Origin of the sequence: Lentzea sp. NBRC 102530 (genome assembly GCF_030269365.1) — a bacterium.
Taxonomy (GTDB): Bacteria; Actinomycetota; Actinomycetes; order Mycobacteriales; family Pseudonocardiaceae; genus Lentzea.
Genome location: NZ_BSTF01000001.1, coordinates 532,335 through 549,801, shown reverse-complemented (window position 1 = coordinate 549,801; position 17,467 = coordinate 532,335). Strand labels below are relative to the sequence as shown.

The 17,467-nt window shown below is 74.0% G+C and carries 7 protein-coding genes; 2 read left to right on the top strand and 5 right to left on the bottom strand.

Features of this window, described 5'->3' with window-relative positions; all coding sequences use genetic code 11:
* The first annotated feature begins 1 nt into the window (after position 1).
* A complete protein-coding gene (locus tag QSK25_RS02395) occupies positions 2-3,046 on the top strand; it encodes an ATP-binding protein (RefSeq protein ID WP_285631835.1) in 3,045 nt (1,014 codons plus the stop codon).
* The gene (locus QSK25_RS02390; protein WP_285631832.1) at positions 3,043-6,468 is read left to right on the top strand and encodes an ATP-binding protein; all 3,426 of its coding nucleotides are present in this window, start codon (positions 3,043-3,045) and stop codon (positions 6,466-6,468) included. The genes QSK25_RS02395 and QSK25_RS02390 overlap by 4 nt, the downstream gene beginning before the upstream one ends.
* 56 nt (positions 6,469-6,524) lie before the next feature.
* On the opposite strand, the gene QSK25_RS02385 is transcribed toward QSK25_RS02390, so the two are convergent.
* The 5 genes from QSK25_RS02385 to QSK25_RS02365 form a co-directional block, all read right to left on the bottom strand.
* Positions 6,525-7,148 carry a helix-turn-helix transcriptional regulator gene (locus tag QSK25_RS02385; protein ID WP_285631829.1) on the bottom strand — a complete coding sequence of 208 codons (624 nt, stop codon included), beginning with the start codon at positions 7,146-7,148 and terminating at the stop codon, positions 6,525-6,527.
* A gap of 53 nt (positions 7,149-7,201) precedes the next feature.
* Positions 7,202-7,846: a response regulator transcription factor gene (locus QSK25_RS02380; RefSeq protein ID WP_285631826.1), complete on the bottom strand. Its 645-nt coding sequence runs from the start codon at positions 7,844-7,846 to the stop codon at positions 7,202-7,204.
* 171 nt (positions 7,847-8,017) lie between these two features.
* Entirely contained in the window at positions 8,018-8,572 is a 555-nt protein-coding gene (locus QSK25_RS02375; RefSeq protein ID WP_285631823.1) for a type VII secretion system-associated protein, read from the bottom strand.
* Positions 8,569-9,378 (bottom strand): hypothetical protein, encoded by an 810-nt coding sequence (locus QSK25_RS02370; protein ID WP_285631821.1) that lies wholly within the window; start codon positions 9,376-9,378, stop codon positions 8,569-8,571. Before QSK25_RS02370 ends, QSK25_RS02375 begins: the two co-directional genes overlap by 4 nt.
* Positions 9,379-9,394: 16 nt before the next feature.
* Positions 9,395-17,467 (bottom strand): hypothetical protein, encoded by an 8,073-nt coding sequence (locus QSK25_RS02365; RefSeq protein ID WP_285631817.1) that lies wholly within the window; start codon positions 17,465-17,467, stop codon positions 9,395-9,397.

Below are 17,467 nucleotides of genomic sequence, written 5' to 3'. Positions count from 1 at the left end.
GATGTGGTTCCGCTCCCGGCGGAGCGGTGACGCGCGATGTGGTGGCGAGGGCGTGATGGGGCTGAGGCTCGACCTTTTCGGCTCGGTGCGGGCCCGGATCGGCGGCGGTGAGGTCGAGCTCGGGTCCGCTCAGCGACGTGCCCTGCTCGCGGTCCTCGCGTTGCAGGCGAACCAGGTCGTCACCCGCACCGAGCTGATCGACGCGCTGTGGGGTGAGAAGCCCCCGAGCAGCGCGAGCGGCAGCATCTACACCTTCATCTCGTCCCTGCGGGCCGCCCTCGAAGGTGAGAGCGCTCCCACGGTGCTGGCGTCCGAGGGTTCCGGGTACTGCCTGAGGATCGACCCGCAGGCCGTCGACGTCTTCCGGTTCGAGGAGCTCCGCGAGACGGGCCGCCGCCGCGAACGCGACCACGACTCGTCCGGCGCGCTCGCCGCCTACGCCTCCGCGCTCGCACTGGCGGCGGAGGAACCCCTGACCGGCCTGCCGGGGCCGTTCGTCGCGGCCCACCGCGACCGCCTCCGCGAGCTCCGCCTCGACCTCGTCGAGCGGCGCGCCCGGCTCCTGGTGGAGACCGGAGAGGCCGCCCTGGCGATCACCGAGCTGTCCCCGGTCGCCGCCCGCCACCCCGGTCACGAGGGCTTGCAGAGCATTCTCCTGCTGGCGCTGCACCGCTGCGGGCGCAGCGAGGAGGCGCTGCGGTTGTTCGACGACCTGCGCGCGGCCTCGATCGAGGAGTTCGGCACCGAACCGGGGGCCGGCCTGTGCGCGCTGCGTGACCAGGTCGCCGCGAACGACCCGGCGTTGCTGCCGGCCGCCCAGTCCGTCGCGGTGCGGGCGCTGGCGCTGACGCCACCGGAGGTCTTCGTCGGGCGTGAGGACGGGCTGGCCGTGCTCCGCGCCGCCCTGTCCCGGCTGGACCGGGCCGGCGAGGCGGTGCTGGTCGAGGGCGAATCGGGCATCGGCAAGTCCGCGCTCCTGGCGGCGGCGTTGGGCGGCGGGGACCACCGCGTCGCCGCGGCCGCCGCGGACGGACCGGCGGGAGCCGCGCCGTTGCAGGTGGTGCTGGACGCGCTCGCCCCGGTGACGGGGTCCGAGCAGCTCGTCAGGGCGGCTCGCGCCGTGGACCCCGCGCGGCCGGACGAGGTCGAGGACCTGCTCCGCGAGGTCGAGGCGGTCGTCGAGCAGGTGTGCGCCGAAGGCCCGCTCGTCCTCGTCACCGACGACCTGCAGTGGGCCGACCCGCTGAGCCTGCGCGCCTGGGAACGGCTGGCGGCGCTGACGCACCGGTTGCCCCTCCTGCTCGCCGGTGCCTGCCGTCAGCTGCCCAGCCACCGCACACCGGAGCTGGCCCGCCTCGCCCGTGCGGCGACGGTGCTCACCGTCGCGCCGCTGTCGTCCGACGAGGCGCTCGGGCTGGCAGAACGTCTCGCCGGGACCGTCGACGTCACGCTCCTCGACCTCGTGCCGCGTGCGGCGGGCAATCCCCGGTACCTGCTCGACGTCGTGGCCGCGGCCGCCGCGGCCGAACCCCCGGTCCACCTGGCCGGCCCGTTGCCGATCGACCTGCCGGAGGGTGCCGTCGCCGCCGTCGCGCACAGCCTCGGGTTCCTGTCCCAGGACGCCCTCGAGGTCCTGCGTCGCGCGGCGTTGCTCGGCGGCGCGTTCTCCCCGCGCGAGCTGGCGATCGCCGCGGGCGGCGGGGCCGGCCTGGACGCGGCGACCGGGGAGCTGCTGTCGGCCGGCCTGCTGGTCACGGCACCGCGCGGGCTCGCGTTCCGGCACCCGGCGGTCCAGGAGTCCCTGCTCGCCCGGTTCCCCCGGTCGATCCGGATCGCGATGCACCGCGAGCTGGCCGAAGCGCTCGACTCCGGCGCGGCACCGGTCGAGCGGGTCGCCGCCCAACTGCTCGCCGGACCGGTTCCGCCGGACCGCTGGGTGCACGAGTGGCTGACGCGGTCCGCGGCCGACCTGGCCGCGCGGGAGCCGTACTCGGCGCTGCGGCTCCTCTGGGCCGCCCTGGCCAGCGGCACCGCGGGACCGCACCGCGACCGGCACTCCGTCGTGCTGGCGCGGCTCAAGCACTGGCTCGGCAGTGAGATGGGCGGCACGGCGGGCAGGCCGGCGGCCCAGTCCGGCGACCCCGCCGTGCGTGCCGAGATGCGGTGGCTCATGGCTTTCTCGCACCACCGGCGCGGCGATCGCGCGCAGGTGCTGGCGGACACGGCGAACGCTCTCGCGGATCCGCTGGTCCCCGCGGTGTGGCGGCACCTCCACGTGGCGCTCGCCTCCCAGGCCCGGTGCCAGGACGGCGTGCGCCGGGGCGGGTGCGCGGAAGACCGCGTCGAGGCCCTTTACCTGGCGGGACGCTGGGACGAGCTGGTCGCGGAGCTCAGCCGGACGCTCGGCAGCGGCCCGGCCGTGGCCACGTTCGCACTCGGCCACCCCACCCCGGCGCGGCGGCTCACCGGTGCGCTGGCACTGGTGACGGCCCGCCGGGACCGGCCGGTGGACGCCGGCACGCACCTGAGGGCCGCCTGGCAGGTGAGCCTCGACGAGGACGCGGAGGCGGAGGGCGGCGAGTTCGTGATCGCCGCGCGGGCGACGATGGCGGAACAGCTCGGCCACCACCGGCACGCGCTGGAGGTCCTCTCCTCGCTGACGCGGCTGCACACCCCGCTGGCGTACCGCCTGATGCCGGCCCTGGTCCGGCTCGCGGTCGACCTCGGTGAGCACGACCAGGCCAAGTACGCGACGTTGCGCTGTGAGCGGGCACCGGACCAGGCGGTCGCGGCCCTGCGGTGCCGGGCCCTGCTCGACCACGATCCCCTGTCCGCGCAGGCCGCCGCCGCGCTGGCCGGGGAGAACGGCGACGACCTCGACGCGGCGGAGGCCACCGAGGACGCCGCGGTGCTGTTCGCGCGGAGCGGCCTGCTGGTCGAGGCCACGTCCGCCCTGCGCTCGGCCGTCGCCCACTACCAGGAGCTCGGCGCCGGCTGGGACGTCCGCCGGGCAGGAGCACGAACGACACGGGCAGGTGACCGGTGAAGACGCTGGAAGTGGACGTGCTCGGCCCGTTGCGGGCCAGGCTGGACGACGACGAGGTGAACCTCGGTCCCGCCCGGCAGCGCGCGGTGTTCGCGGCCCTCGCCACGTGGCCGTCGGCCCGGCCGATGTCCCGCGGTGAGCTGATCAGGGCCGTGTGGGGCGAGACCGCTCCCGCCAGCGCCGACGGCAGCGTCCACACCTACGTCTCCGGTCTGCGCCGCGTCCTCGACCCCGAACGCACCCGCTGGTCCACCGACGGTCCGCTGGTGTCCGACGGCCTCGGCTACCGGCTCGCCCTCGGCCGGCTGGACACGCAGGTCTTCGACCGGTGCAGGGAGCAGGGCGAGAAGGCGCGCGCCGCCGGTGATCTCCGCGAGGCCGTCGGGGCCTGGGACGCCGCCCTCGACCTCTGGCGCGGAGACGCCCTGTCCGGCATCCCCGGCCCGTGGGCCGAGGCGTTGCGGGTCCGGCTCACCAGCGCCCGGCTCGCGGTGGTCGAGGCACGGGCCTCCGCCCTGCTCGCGCTCGGCTCGCACGAGGACCTCGTCCCGGAGCTGATCGTGCTGGTCCGCGAGCACCCGCTGCGGGAAGGCCTGTGGCAGTCGCTGATGAGGGCGCTGCACGCCGGCGGCCGCACCACCGAGGCACTGGACGCCTACCGCCAGGTCACCGGCATCCTGCGCACCGAACTCGGCGTCGCGCCGGGCCCCGAGCTGCGCGCGGTCCACCAGCAGGTCCTCGGTGACGGGGGCCAGGCGGCCCAGCCGCCGCGCCGTCGGCTGCTGTCGGTGCTGCCGGGCCAGGTCGCGCGCGCGTTCGCCGATCCGGCGGAGACGGGTCGCGGGCGGGCGCACGAGGTCGAGGCCGTCCGGCAGCTGCTCGACGACGTCGTGGCGGGCGAGGGCACGGGGCTCTGGCTCGAGGGCGAGGCGGGCATCGGCAAGACCTCGCTGCTCACGACGGCGTTGCGCGACGCCGCCGAGCAGGGGTGCCACGTCGCGTGGGCCGCCGCGCAGGAGCTCGGCCGCCGCTTCCCGTTCCAGGTGCTGATGGACGCTCTCGGGCTCAGCGCCACCGACAACCCCGCCACCACCGAGGCCGTGCTGGCGCACGTGGCGAAGCTCTGCGCGCAGGCACCGCTGGTGCTGGTCGTCGACGACCTGCAGTGGGCCGACGACGCGACGCTGGAGGTGTGGCGCCAGCTGGCCGCGGCCGCGCGCCGGATGCCGTTGCTGCTCGTGGCGGCGACCAGGATGGGGCCACGCCGCGCCGAGCTGACGCAGCTGCGCCGCACGGTGCGGCTGCACGGCCACGAGGTGCTCGAACTGGCGCCGCTGTCCGACGCGGACGTGCTGTCGATCGTCGAGGACTTCGTCCAGGGCACGCCAGGGCCGGCGCTGCGGGCACTGGTGGGCCGGTCCGCCGGCAACCCCATGTACCTGAGGGAGGTTCTCGGCGCGCTGGCCGGTGACGGCGTGCTGACGTTCACCGGTGACGTGGTGGACCTCCAGCAGGACACGCCGTTCGAACCGCCGGAGTCGCTGACCGGGGCCGTGACCCGCACGCTGGACATGCTCGACAGGCGCACGCGCGAGGTGCTGCGCCGCTCTTCCGTGCTGGGGCCGCAGTTCGGCGTGGGCCAGGCCGCCGCGGTGGCGGGCGAACCCGTGTCCCTGCTGCTGCCGTCGTTCGAGAACGCGATCACCGCACGGGTGGTCGTCGACGCCGGGCACGAGCTGGCCTTCCGGCACCCGATGCTGCAGGCGACGCTGTACGAGGAACTCTCCCCCGCGGACCGGCTCACGTTGCACCTGCGTGCCGCCAGGGTCGTCGCCGACACCGACGGCCGGGTGGAGCAGGTCGCCCAGCAGCTCGTCCTGGCGTCCGACCACGACGACGAGTGGACGGTCTCCTGGATCACCGAGCACCGCGACGAGCTGGCGAACAGGGCGCCGCTCGTGGCGGTCGAGCTGATGCAACGGGTGCTGGACAGCTGCCCGGTTCCGCGCCAGTGCCACAAAGACCTGCTGTACACCCACATCCTGCTGCTCTACCGGCTCGGCCGGGAACCGGAGGCGCAGGCTCGCGAGGCCATGGCGACGCTGGAGGAGCCCGCGAGCAGGGCCGAGATGCGCCACATCACCGCCGCGATGCTGCACCGCAGGGGCGCCTCCGCCGAGGCCCTCGAGGTGCTGGAGCGCAACGACGGCCCCGACGTGCCGCGGTTCTGGCGTCAGCGGATGAACTCGTTGCGGGGCACCATCAGATCCGACTGGATGACGGACTTCGACCTGGCCGCCGAACGCGCCGCCCAGGCCTGCCGGGCCGCGATCGCCTCGGGCGAGCCGTACCCGATCGCCGCCACGTTGCAGGCGCGGTGGCTGATCGACTCCGTGCGCCGGGACCACGAGTCCGCGCTGAACCACGTCGAGCGCGCCATCGAAACGGTGCAGGGCCAGGAAGAACACACCGACCTGCTGCACGGCCTGATCGCCAACAAGGTGTTCACGCTGCAGAACCTCGACCGCCCCGACGAGGCGGGCGACACGCTGCGCGCCGCACGGCGCGAGCACGGCCGGGGCCAGGTGCCGCTGGCGTTGCAGAGCGCCTCGGCCGTCCAGGGTTTCTGGTCCGGTGACTGGGATGCCGCTCTGGCGACGCTCGACGCGGTGGCGGAGATCAGTCCCGGTCTCGCGAGCAGCAGCGTGCTGCCCAGCGAACCGTTGCTGAAGCGCATCTACGGCGTGGCGGCGATGATCAACCAGTTCCGCGGCAACGGGGACGAGGCCGAACGCCTGCTCGCCCGGGCGCGCAGCCGGTTCGACGGCGGCCCGCCCCGGCCGGACGGGTGCGACTTCCTGCTGATGGCCAAGTGCATGCTCCGCGCCCACCACCACGACGACGTCGAGGGAGCGCTGAGCCTGGCCGCGCCGATGCTCGACACCAGCACCGCCAAGCTGACGGTCAACCACCAGTGGTTCCCGGCGCTGGCGCGGCTGGCGCTGGTGAACGGCAACGCGGTGGTCGCGGCGGAGGCGCTCGCGGCCTGTGAGATGGAGGCGCGCAAGGAGAAGGTCCCCGCGCGCGCGGCCAACGCCCTGCTGTGGTGCCGGGGCATCGTGCACGGTGATCCCGAGCCGATCCTCGAGGCGGCCACGCGGTTCCGGCGGCTCGGCCGGGTCATGGAGCTCAGCGCCTCGCTGGCCGACGCGGGCCGGCTGCTCGCCGGCACCGACCGGCGGACCGAGGCGCAGGCCTGTCTCGACGAGGCGGCGGGCATCCTCGACCGATTGGGCTCGTTGTTCGACCGCGAGCGGTTCGAGCTGCACATGAGCCGGTTCGGCCTCAAGCCGTCAGTTCGTGCTGTGCGCGACGGCCGCCCGCCGGTCGTGCACGCACTGACGCGCGACCAGGTCTCCTGAGCCGTCTCCGGGGCTCTCGCCCGCGCCTGCCACCGCACGAACTGCCGGGATACGCCCTAGATCACGCCGGCGCGCATCGCGTACGCCACCGCGTGCGGCCGGTTGCGCAGGTTGAGCCGCGTCGTGAGCGCGTAGATCACGTTCTTCACGGTGCGCACGGAGTAGCAGAGTTCGTCGGCGATCTCCGCGGTGTCCCGGCCTTCCGCCATGAGGCGCAGGACGTCGACCTCGCGCGCGGTGAGGCCGGCCGCGCCGAGACCGCGGGGTTCCATGACCTCGCGCTGCAGCCAGCGGACCTTGTCGAGCAGCTGGCCGAGCATCTCGGCGGGCAGCATCGCGCGGCCACCCGTCACCGCGACGACGGAGGCGACGAGCTGGTCGCTCGTCGTGTGCGCCCGCAGGAGCACCGACGCGACCCGGCACTCGACGGCGGTCAGCACGTCGGTCTCCTGGAACTGGTCCGCCAGCAACACCTTCGGCGCGGCCTCGAGCACGGGGTCCGACCTCAGCTGCGCGATCAGGCGCGGCGTGAGGTGGCTCGCCTGGACGACCAGCACGTCCCGTCCGGACAGGCCGGTGCGGTCGACGACGGTGACCTCCTCCCGCCCGCGCAGAAAGCTGGTGAGACCGGCCTCCATGATCGAGTCGACTGCGAGCACCGCAACGCGGACCGGTTCCATGGCTTTCACTCCTCTCGCACCCGCCGCTCGTGGCGGCGGTGTCAGCACTTCGGTCAGATGACGCCGGCACGCATCGCGTAGGCGACCGCGTGGGCCCGCGACTGCAGGCCGAGCCGGGACATCAGGCCGTACAACACGTTCTTCACGGTGCCCTCCGAGTACGTCAGGCGTTCGGCGATCTCGTCGGTCTGCAGGCCCTCCGCGATCAGCCGCAGCACCTCGCACTCCCGCGTCTCCAGCCCGGACAGCGTGAGCCCGGCGGGCTCCAGCACCTGGGAGCGCAACTGGGAGAGCTGGGCGAGCAGGACGCCCTGCAGGTGCGGCGGCAGCACGGCCGCCCCGCGGCTCACCGCGAGCACCGCCGACACCAGCGCGCCCTCGGTGATCTCCGCGCGGTAGAGGACCGCCTCGATGCCGCTCTCCACCGCGGGGAGCACGGCCTCCGCGCGGAACTGGTGGGTGACGAGCACGCACTTCGGCCCGCCGGACCTGCCGCACCGCGCCCGCAGGTTCTGCAGGTATGCGAACGACTTGGCCTCCGCGATGCCGTCGACCACCAGGACCACGACGCCGGAGCGTCCCGTCCCCATCTCGTCCTCGGTCAGCAGCCTCAGCCGGCTCGACGAGGAGAGCATCGCGGCCGCACCCGCGCGACTGACCTCGTTGGCTCCGTGCACCAGCACGTCGACGACATCCATCACGCCTCCCCGGGGAGCGCTCCCACTGTTCACGGGACAAGCTTGCGAACACTCACTTCACAAAGCCTCTATTGGCTTCACGAATGGTTCTGCAAGTGGAGTCGCGGCAGGTCAGAGGCCTCTACGGCACCCGCACGAAGATCAGCGTGGTGCCAGTCTGACGGTGTCGCGTCAGCCGCGCACCCGTTCGGCCGCGACCGTGCCCGAAGATCCCCCGGCTTCTGGAGTTTCTCGCCCCGTCCCGCGCAGGAAGTCACCGGCGAGCCGGATCGCCGCCGGGCCACCGGGGTTGATCAGGCAGTCGAACTCGCCCATCAGCCCGTCCAGCCCGGCGAGGTCGGTGCGCCGCCAGTCCGGGGCAGCCACCCGGTCGCGATGGGGTTGCCCGGTGCAGACGACGACGCACGGCACGTCGTCGGGCGACTTCACCACCAACGGCCTGCCGTCGCCGTTCATCGCGACGTCGACGAGCACCTCCGCCAGCACACCCCGCGCCTGCTCGATCGGCAGCTCCCCGCGCAGCACCAGCCGCAACGCCGCGTCGACCGGGTCGGACGGCGAACTCTCGTCGGACGGCACGTAGTCGGGGTTCGCCTGGAACTTCCCCACCGAGCCACCCTCCCCGACGGCCCACACCCCCACGACCGCCTGCAACGGCGGCGGCTCCCTCTCGTCCTCCGGCTCCCAGCCGGGATCCATCAGCAACAACCAGTTCTCTTCGCTCACGCTCTTCCTCTCAGCACTTGCAGGGCTTGGTGCACGGCGACGCGGTCCGGTGGTCGCGCGCGGTCGAGCAGACCGGGTTCCGGCGCCAGTCCGTAGCGGTCCAGGTAGTAGGCCAGCGCGTCGGAGAAGATCCACGTGCCGTTCGTGCGCAGGGTCAGCGGCACGACGTGCCCGCGCTCCCGTTCGACGACGTCGAGGTCCGTCGCCGGGGTGGCCAGCACGACCGGCGCGCTCAGCAGGTGCGCCAGCACGTCGGGCCGCTGGTCCTCCGGCAGCACCGGGTAACCGGGCGCGAAGTACGGGAAGCCGTCGTCGCCGATGCCGTCGCCGACCCGCGCGAACCGGAACGCGGGCACGGGCGTCGCCGACCACAGCAGGGTTCCGTTCTCCAGCGCGCGTCGGGTGTCCCCGGGCACGGGCTCGCCGTCCACGAGCACCTCGACCAGCGGTGCTTCGGCGCCGAGGCCGAGCAACGCGCGGACGAGGCGTTCCGCGGCCGGGCCGGGGTGCGAGACGAGAGCGAGGTGGAGCGGCACGGAGCCGGGTTCGCACCAGGTCTCCCACAGCGCGACGGCACCGGGTTCCTCGGCGAGGGTGGCCACCAGCGTCGCCGCCACGAGTTCGTCCGGCCCTCCTGGCGGTGGGTAGGAGTACCGGCGGTCCGTCGCGGTCACGCCGAGCCCTCCGGGCGGCGGGTGCGAGTACGCCGGCCGGTCACGGTCACGCCGTGCTCTCCGGCCGACGGGAACGAACACCGCCGACTCGTCCCGGTCACGCCGTGCCCTCCGGCCGACGGGAACGAACACCGCCGACTCGTCGCGGTCACGCCGTCTCCTCCGGCCGCGACGCCGCGTCGGCCAGCTCCGCGACAGCGATGTGCCGCCGGGTGCCGTCAGGGCCGTGGAGCACCCAACCAGCGCCTCCGTCCGGCCTCATCGTCCCGTCCGGCGCGCGCCGCCAGCCGGTCGCGAGCACCTGCCCCGACGGCGTGATCATGGTGTTGTCGAGCGGCACGAGCACCTCGATGCCCCACGCCTCAGCCGCCTGGGCCGCCGCCTCCGCCGTCGCCCCGGCGAGCACGGCCACCTTCTCCCCGGCACCGGGCGGCCGGTCCGCGGGCAGCTCCTGCAGGACGCGCACGTCCGGCGGGGAGTCGAGCACGATCGCGTCGTCGGCGACGCGGGCGTCGTCCGCGATCGCGTGGACCGTGCCGTCCGGCCGGACCTCCACCCGGCCCCGGTACGTCGTGATCTGTCCGCCGAAGCCCTCCTCACGGGCCAGCGCTTCCAGTGCCGACACCCGGCCGCGGTGTTCGGGCGCACCGAGGTCGCAGCTGAGGAACACCAAGGACGAACCCCGGCGCCAGTCACCGAACTCGGCGCTGTCCAAACCGGACAGCGCCTGCATCAGGCCGTTCGCCTGCACCGTCTTCGTGCCACCGGCCTTCAACGGCACGCGGAAACCCGCGGCGTCGTGGTGCACGGCCACCGCGAACTCACCGGGAGCGGCGGCGCGGCCCGCGTACGCCTGCTGAGCCACCTCCCCTTCGTCGAGCCGGAGGAAACCCACGCCGGCCGGGCGTCCGGAAGCATCGCGCAACGGGCGTGCCACTGTCGCGGGCATGCCCGGCGGCACGGGCAGATCTCCGCGCAGCTCGGCGAACTCGGCGTCGATCTCGGCAGGACCCCGGCCCAGTGACTGGAAACCCACGTCCGCCACCGGGAAGTCGGCTCGGGCGCGGATCAGCACGCCGCCGGCGTCGTCAGGGCGCACGACCGGCGAGTGCGAGAGGTCGACGTCCGCCAGGGAGACCGGGAAGCCGAGTCGTTCCAGGCGTTCGGCCTCGACCACGAACGTCCGCTCGAACAACATGGCCGCCAGCCCGGCCATCATGGTCGCCTGCTGGTGGTCGGCGCCGTGACCGGTGATGTGCACCGCTGGCGGCACGACGCGTTTGCGAGCCCGCCAGCTCGCCGCCACCGCGGTCAGCACCGCCAGGGACTGCACCCGGCGGTACTCGTCCGCCGACTTCGCCTCGACCTCGACCTGTCCCGTGGTGGCCAGCTGGCGCAACGGGATCGGCGGGCCGCCGTTCGCCCCGAAACCGGTGAACTCACCGTTGTCGACCACGACGTAGCCGGCGGTGGCCGGATTCACGAGCCCGTCGGCCGCCACGACGCTGCCGAGTGCGGGTGCACCCGAGTCCCAGGCTCGGCGCAGCTCCTCCGCCGGACTCGGCCTGCCCGCGGCGAGCCTGCCGCCGAACTCGCAGCTGAGCACACGCAGGTGCGCGACCGCACCCCGGTGGTGAGCCAGGAACAACTCGCTCTGCCGCACGACCTTCGCGACTTCCCCGCCGTCCAGCGAGACCTGGTCGCCGCGTTCGTGCGGCCGGCCGGTCACCAGGGCGGCCGACATGCCGGCGGCGTTCCCGTGTCCCATGACCAGCCAGGTGGACGCCGGTGCGGGGAGCAGCTGGACGCCGATGCCGGTCGTCGTCCCGTGCTCGTCCATGTCGCGGGTGTAGTAGTGCTGCCGTTGAGCGGACGTCCTGCCCACCACGCTGAAGAAGGTCTCGTCGAAGTCCTTGACCGGGAAGTACTGCCCGCGCACGCCCAGCAGAGAGTCCACCACCGCGTACTGGAGCAGGTCGGAGTCCTCGGGGTACGGCGCCTCGGCCCGTGCGAAACCGGGCCCGCTCACCACCAGCCCGTCCGGTCCCAGGGCGAGCGCCCCGCGCGGGGTGAAGACGGTGCGGGCGAAGCCGCCGTCGAAGATGCCCTCCGCGAACGCCTCCGCGTCGGCGGTGGCACGGCCTCCCAGCGCGGCGAAGAGCACGGGCTTGGCGGTGCCGGTGAACCACTCGGCGGACGTGCCCGGCCCGAGCAGCTCACGAAGGGGTGCCCCGTCCCCGAGCACCCTGGCCAGCTCGGTCGTGGTCACCGAGATCGGACGTCCGTCCGAGCGCCGCACGAGATGTCCGGCGGGGCCCGGCCGGGCGAGGACGACACCGGGCCGTCCCGCCCACGGTGCCGGCTGTGCCGGTCCGCCGGGACGGCCGTAGCTCTCCAGTTCCGGTCCGCCCGGCTGCTGCGCCCACTGCCGCAGCCGCGGCAGCACGACCTCGTCGTCCGGTGACCTCACGAAGATCGCGAGCGATGCGCCGTCCTCGTCGCGCAGGACCTCGACGTCGAGGTCACCGTCCCGCAGCCCCGAGACGTTCACCAGGTCGCTGGTGTCGTGGCGGACCTGGGCGTGCACGTCGTTGAAGTGGCCAGCCGCGTGCAGGGCGCCCGCGAGGTCGAAGCCGAAGCCACCGTGGTCGTTGCGCTGCCCGGCCGGTCCCCCGGCCAGCACGACCGGCCGTGCCGGATCAGCCGCGAGCACGGCGCGGAACTCGGGGATCTCCAGCAACAACCGGCCGAACTGGGCACCGTCCAGCTCGACCCGGCCTCCCCCGGTCCGCTCGAACCGGGCGTGCGACAGCGCGCCGTCCACGGACACGACCACCGGATCGCCGAGCCCCGCGGGCAGCGCCGGAACCGGTGACGTGCCGTGCGCGAAGTCGAAGACGCCCTCGCGCACGGCCCAGGTGACGTCGGCCGGGCTCGCCGGCCGGAGCAGGACGGGCCGCCCGTCCTGCGGCACGACGATGGTGCCCACGTCCTGGAACTCGACGGGCCCCTGGTAGTGGTGGACCTCCACCCAGCCGGTCCGGGCGACCAGGTGGTCGGCGAACCGCGCACTCAACGAGTTGGCGCCCGGCACGGCGCCGTCGTCCGCCACGAGGACGACGAGGGGCGCCCGCGTCCCTCCCGAGGTCAGCTCGGCGAAGCCGGGATCGGCGAGGACCCGCGCGGCCATGCCCTCCGCGTCCGGCGCCGGTCCGGTGAACCGGCCGGCACGGGCCTCCAGCACCAGCACCCGCGGGGACTCGCGGGCCTCGTCCACCGCGTGCGCCCAGCTCGCCGGCACCTCTCGTTCGACGCCATCGGCATCCCTCACCGCCAGCACCCGGTGGCCGAACTCGCCCCCGTCCGGGAGCATCGCGGCGGCGCGGGCGTCCGGGCCGAGGTAGCTCAGCAGCGTCGGGCGCCCGGTCGAGTCCGTCAGCAGCTCGCCGTCCACCGCGTCCGCGAGCACGATCGCGCCCTGCTCGGGATGCTCGTCGTCGGGGAGCGTCCGCACGGTCCCGTCCGGACGCACCTCCACCCGGCCCTGGTAGGCCGAGATCTCCCCGGTGAACCCCTCCGCGCGCGCCAGCCCCTCCAGCACGGAGAGCCGTCCGGCGTGTTCCGGCGCGCCAAGGCGACAGCTGACGAACGCCAGCCTCCGGCTCCCGCGCCAGTCCCCGAACCTCGCGGTGTCCAGAGTGGACAGTTCGCGGATCATGCCCTCGGCGTCCACCGTCCTCGCGCCACCCTCCCGCAGCGGCAGGCGGAAGCCCTCGGGGCCGTGGTGCACCGCCACGGTGAAGGCGTCCTGGACGTCGTTGCGCCGGTAAGCGTCACGGGCGACGTCCGCTTCGTCGCGGTTGAGGAAACCGACACCGACGGAGCGACCGGACCTGTCACGCAGCGCGACCGCCACCGGCGGCGCGTCCGGCGGAACGGGAAGGTCGTCGCGCAGGTCGCGGAACTTGATGGCGATGTTCTCCGGCCACCCTTCGCGAACAGACTGGTGGCCGACGTCCGCTGTGGGGCAGTACGACCGGACGACGGCGAGCGGGCCGCCGGTGGGCGGTGTCGCGGCACGGGAGAACGAGAGCGCGACGTCGGACGAGGACACCGGGAGTCCGAGGCGCCACAACCTCGCGGACTCCTCCGCGAACGCCTTCACGAACGCCTCGGTCGTCCGCCGCAGGTCGTCACCGTGAGCGGCGAACTCGACGAACGGCCGCACGGCGTGCTTGCGGACGCGCCAGGCCGCGGCACGGGCGACGGTGCGTGCCATCGCCTGCACCTCGTCGAACCGCCCTGCCTCGGTCACCTCGGCCTGCCACGAGCCGGTGGCGGCCAGGTCGCGCAACGGGATCGGCGGATCACCGGGCGCCACGGCGTCCACGAAGTGCCCCTTGTCGACCCACGCGTCCGCGTCGGAGACCACGGCCACCTTGTCGTCCGGCGCGAGGAGACTGCCGAGGGCCGGCACTCCGGTGCCCCACGCCCGGCGGAGGCCTTCCGCCTGGCTCGGCCCGTGGTGAGCGGCCGGCGCGCCGAACCCGCAGATCAGCATGCGCAGGTGCGCCACCTCGCCGCGGTGGTGCGCGAGGAACAGTCCACCCTTGTGCAGAACTGCCGCCAGCTCGGCACCCTTCAGCCTGATCACGTCGCCGCCCTGGTGCGGCCGGTTCGTCGTCAACGCCGCCCTGACGCCGTGGCGGTCGCCGTGTGCCGACACGATCCAGGTCGTCACCGGAGCGGGCAGGAGGTGGAACTCCTGCCGGCCGTCGGGCGTGACCCGGTAGTAGTGCCGCCGCGCGGCTTGCTGCAGGGCGTCGTTGCCCATGAGCCCCGTGTCGAAGGCGCGAGTCGGGAAGAACTGCCCGTGCACGCCCAGCACGCGGTTCACGAGCGGGTACTGCAGGAGGTCCGCCTCCGCGGGCCGGGGAGGCTCGACGCGGTCGAAGCCGGGTCCGTCCAGCGCCAGTGCGGAGGCGTCGAGGGTGAGCTCACCGCGGGGCACGAACACGGTGCGCGCGAAACCGCCGGCGAAGACGCCCGCGGCGAACTCCGCCGCGCTGCTCTCGGACCGACCGCCGAGCGGGGCGAAGAGCACGGGTTTCGCCGTTCCGGCAACCCACTCGCGGGCGGTGGCGAACCCGAGCACCTCGCGCAGCTGCGCACCGTCGCCGACCACCTTCGCCAGCTCGGTCGCGGTCACCTCGACCGGCTTCCCGTCGGAGCGCAGCACCAGGTAGCCGCCGGAGCCCTGGCGGGCGAAGACGACACCGGGATCGCGGCTCGCCCACGGTGTGGGGAGGTGCTCCCCGCCCGCGTCGGCGTAGGCGCCCAGCAGCGGCCCACCCCGCAAGCCGGCCCATTGCCGGACCTGCAGCACCAGGCCGTCGTCGCCGGGTGACCGCACGAGCACCGCGACAGGCCGGTCCTCCCCGTCGCGGACGACCTCGGTCCTGAGGTCGCCGTCCCGCAGTCCCGACACCCGCGCCAGCACCGGCACACCGCCCTCATCGCGGACCTGGGCGTGCACGTCGGGGAAGTGACCGGCGGCGTGCAGTGCTCCGGCGACGTCGAACCCGAAGCCGCCGTGGTCGTTCCGCCGCCCGGTCGGGCCGCCGGTGAGCACGACGGGCCGTGCCGGATCCGCCGCGAGAGCGGCCCGGAACTCACGAATCCCCAGCAGCAGCCGGCCGAACTGGTCCCCGTCCAGCTCCACGTGCCCACCGGTGCGGCGCGCGAACCGGCCGTGTGACGCCGCGCCGTCCAGCGACACCACCAGCGCGGTGCCCAGGCCCGCGGGGAGTTCCGGAACGGTCCGGGTGCCGTCGGTGAAGTCGAGGACGCCGTCCTGCGCGTGCCAGCGGAGATCAGTGGAGGATGCCGGTGGGAGAACGCCGACGTGCCCGTTCCCGGGGATGTTCACCGAACCCCCGAGCCCGATCCGCACCGGCCCCTGGTAGTGGTGGACCTCGACCCAGCCCAGCAGGTGCCGCAGCTCCTCGGCCACCCGCCCGCTCAGCGCGTTCACGCCCGGTTCCGCGGTGCGGTCCGCCACGAGGACGACGAGGGGTGCCTGGGCCGCTCCTGAGTTCAGCTCGGCGAACCCGGGCTCGTCCAGGATCCGCCTGGCCATCGCCTCCGCGTGCGGTGCGGGACCGGTGAACCTTCCTCCACCGGCTTCCAGGAGCAGGAACCGCGGGGACTCACGGGCGTCGTCGGCGGCGTGGGCCCACCCGGCCCGCGTCTGCCTCGCACCGCCCTCGGGGTCCGTCAGTTCGAGCAGGCGCAGGGCGTGTTCGTCGGTCAGACGCCAGTTGCCGAGCTGCGAGGCCTCGCGGGACTCGGCGCCGAGGAAGCTCAGCAGGGTCGTCCGGCCGGTCGAGTCGGTCAGCAGCTCACCGTCCACCGTCCTCGGCGGCATCGGCACGTGCTCCGCCGACGCCTCAGTGCCCGCCGGGCTCTTCAGGGATGCGCTGCCGGACGGGTTCCACGACTCCACCGGCCCCAGCTGGTCGTTCATCGTCCGCTCGATCATCCACGCGTGGCGGGGCTTGAGCGTCGCTCCGGTGTGGACGGACGGCCCCATCGGACCGCCGTCGGCCACGACCCGGCTTCGGTTGCCATCACGGAGGAACACCCGCCTCGCGTCGGTGTGCTCGTCGACGAGACCGGCGAAGTGCAGCACCTCGTGGGCCAGTGCGGGGCCGTCGTCGGGACGCCAGTGCAGCTGGTCGCTCGGGAGCCTGCTGGTGCGCGGCCGGATCCGGACGTCGGCGTGCGCGGGCTCGTCCGGCCGCACGAACTCCACGCGGACGTGCAGCTGGTCGCCGCCCGGCAGGCGGTGGCCGGCGTTCGCCACCGAGTCCACTCCACTGTGGACGGATGCTTCCAGTGCCGTGCTGTCGACCGCTCCGACGAGCCGCAGCCGCACCGTGAGCTCGCGGACGAAGCGTGATCCGATCTGCAGGCGACGGACGTCGTAGCGCACGAGGTGCCGCTGTCCGGCCAGCCTGTCCGCCGTCGGATCGCCGCTGACGAACGGGTCGAACCGCTCGGTGTCGACGGTGCGCACGTCGGCAGTCGCGCGCAGGTGTTCCCACTCCGCCGGGCGCAACGGCGTGTCGGCCGGGTCGAACCACGAGATCCCAACGGCCGCCGCGTCCACTTCGGACGGACGCGGCGGCAGGGGAACCGAGTCCTCTTCCGCGGCGAGGATTCGGGCGGTCAGCCGGACCGGCGCCGGCAGCCCGAAGGCCGTCTCGGCGTCGGCAGGGCGTCCGAGCGCGTAGGGCGGCCCGTCGGCCTCCTCGCCGTCCGGCCGGGTCATCAGCCAGTCGGTCTGCCCGGACACCGTCTCCCGGACGGCCGGTCCCGCGTCGGCGAAGCCCAGGCGCAGGTCGGCGGCGGGCCTCGCCACCGGCACGCCGAGTTCCGCGCTCACCTCGGCGGCCAGCTCGGCGAGCCCGGGCCCGTCCGAGACGAACAGCCGGACGCCGCGCCACTCGCCGGTCGTCGCCCGCACCGCGTCCACCACGTCCTGCGCCGACAGTGTGGCGTCCGGCCCTGGAACGACCGCGAAGATGCCCTTCTCGACCGGCAGCATCCCGGCGACCGCGAGTCCTTCGTCCGCCCCGAAGTAGGCACCCGCGCGGATGGGCGTGTGCGCGCGTTCGAACGGCGACGAGTCGACTCGGCCGTCCGGGTGGTGCCGCACCCAGCCCTCCGTCGCGCCCGTGTCCGCCACGTTCGCCGGAAGGTCGACCCACACCCCGAGCGACCTCGCCGCCCCCCGTGCCGCTTCCCCCAGCGGTTTCAGGCGCGGGCCGGCCACGCGGACGCCGTCGCGGCCGTTCCACCCGCCGGCCAGCGCGGAGTCGCTGATCATCGCCGCGGTCGCCGATCCCGAGTCCGAGCCCAGCAGGACGGTGAACGCCCCGTCCTCGGCCCTGGGGAACCGCTCGGCCCGCGCCCGTTCACCGGGGTCGCTGCCCAGGAAGACACCGGCGTCGACGGCGGTGCCGGCCCGTCGGCGGATGTCGCCCGCCAGGAGCAGGGCCGGTGCGCGGTACTTCCGCAGCGAAACCTCGACGGCGAAGCTGTCGAGGCTCATCGCACGCGACGCGGGTTCAGCGGGGTCGCTCACGACGATCTTCCTGCTCGGACCGTCGAGCAGGGCCCGGACGTGCACCGGACGCCCGTCCGCGGTGTGCACCAC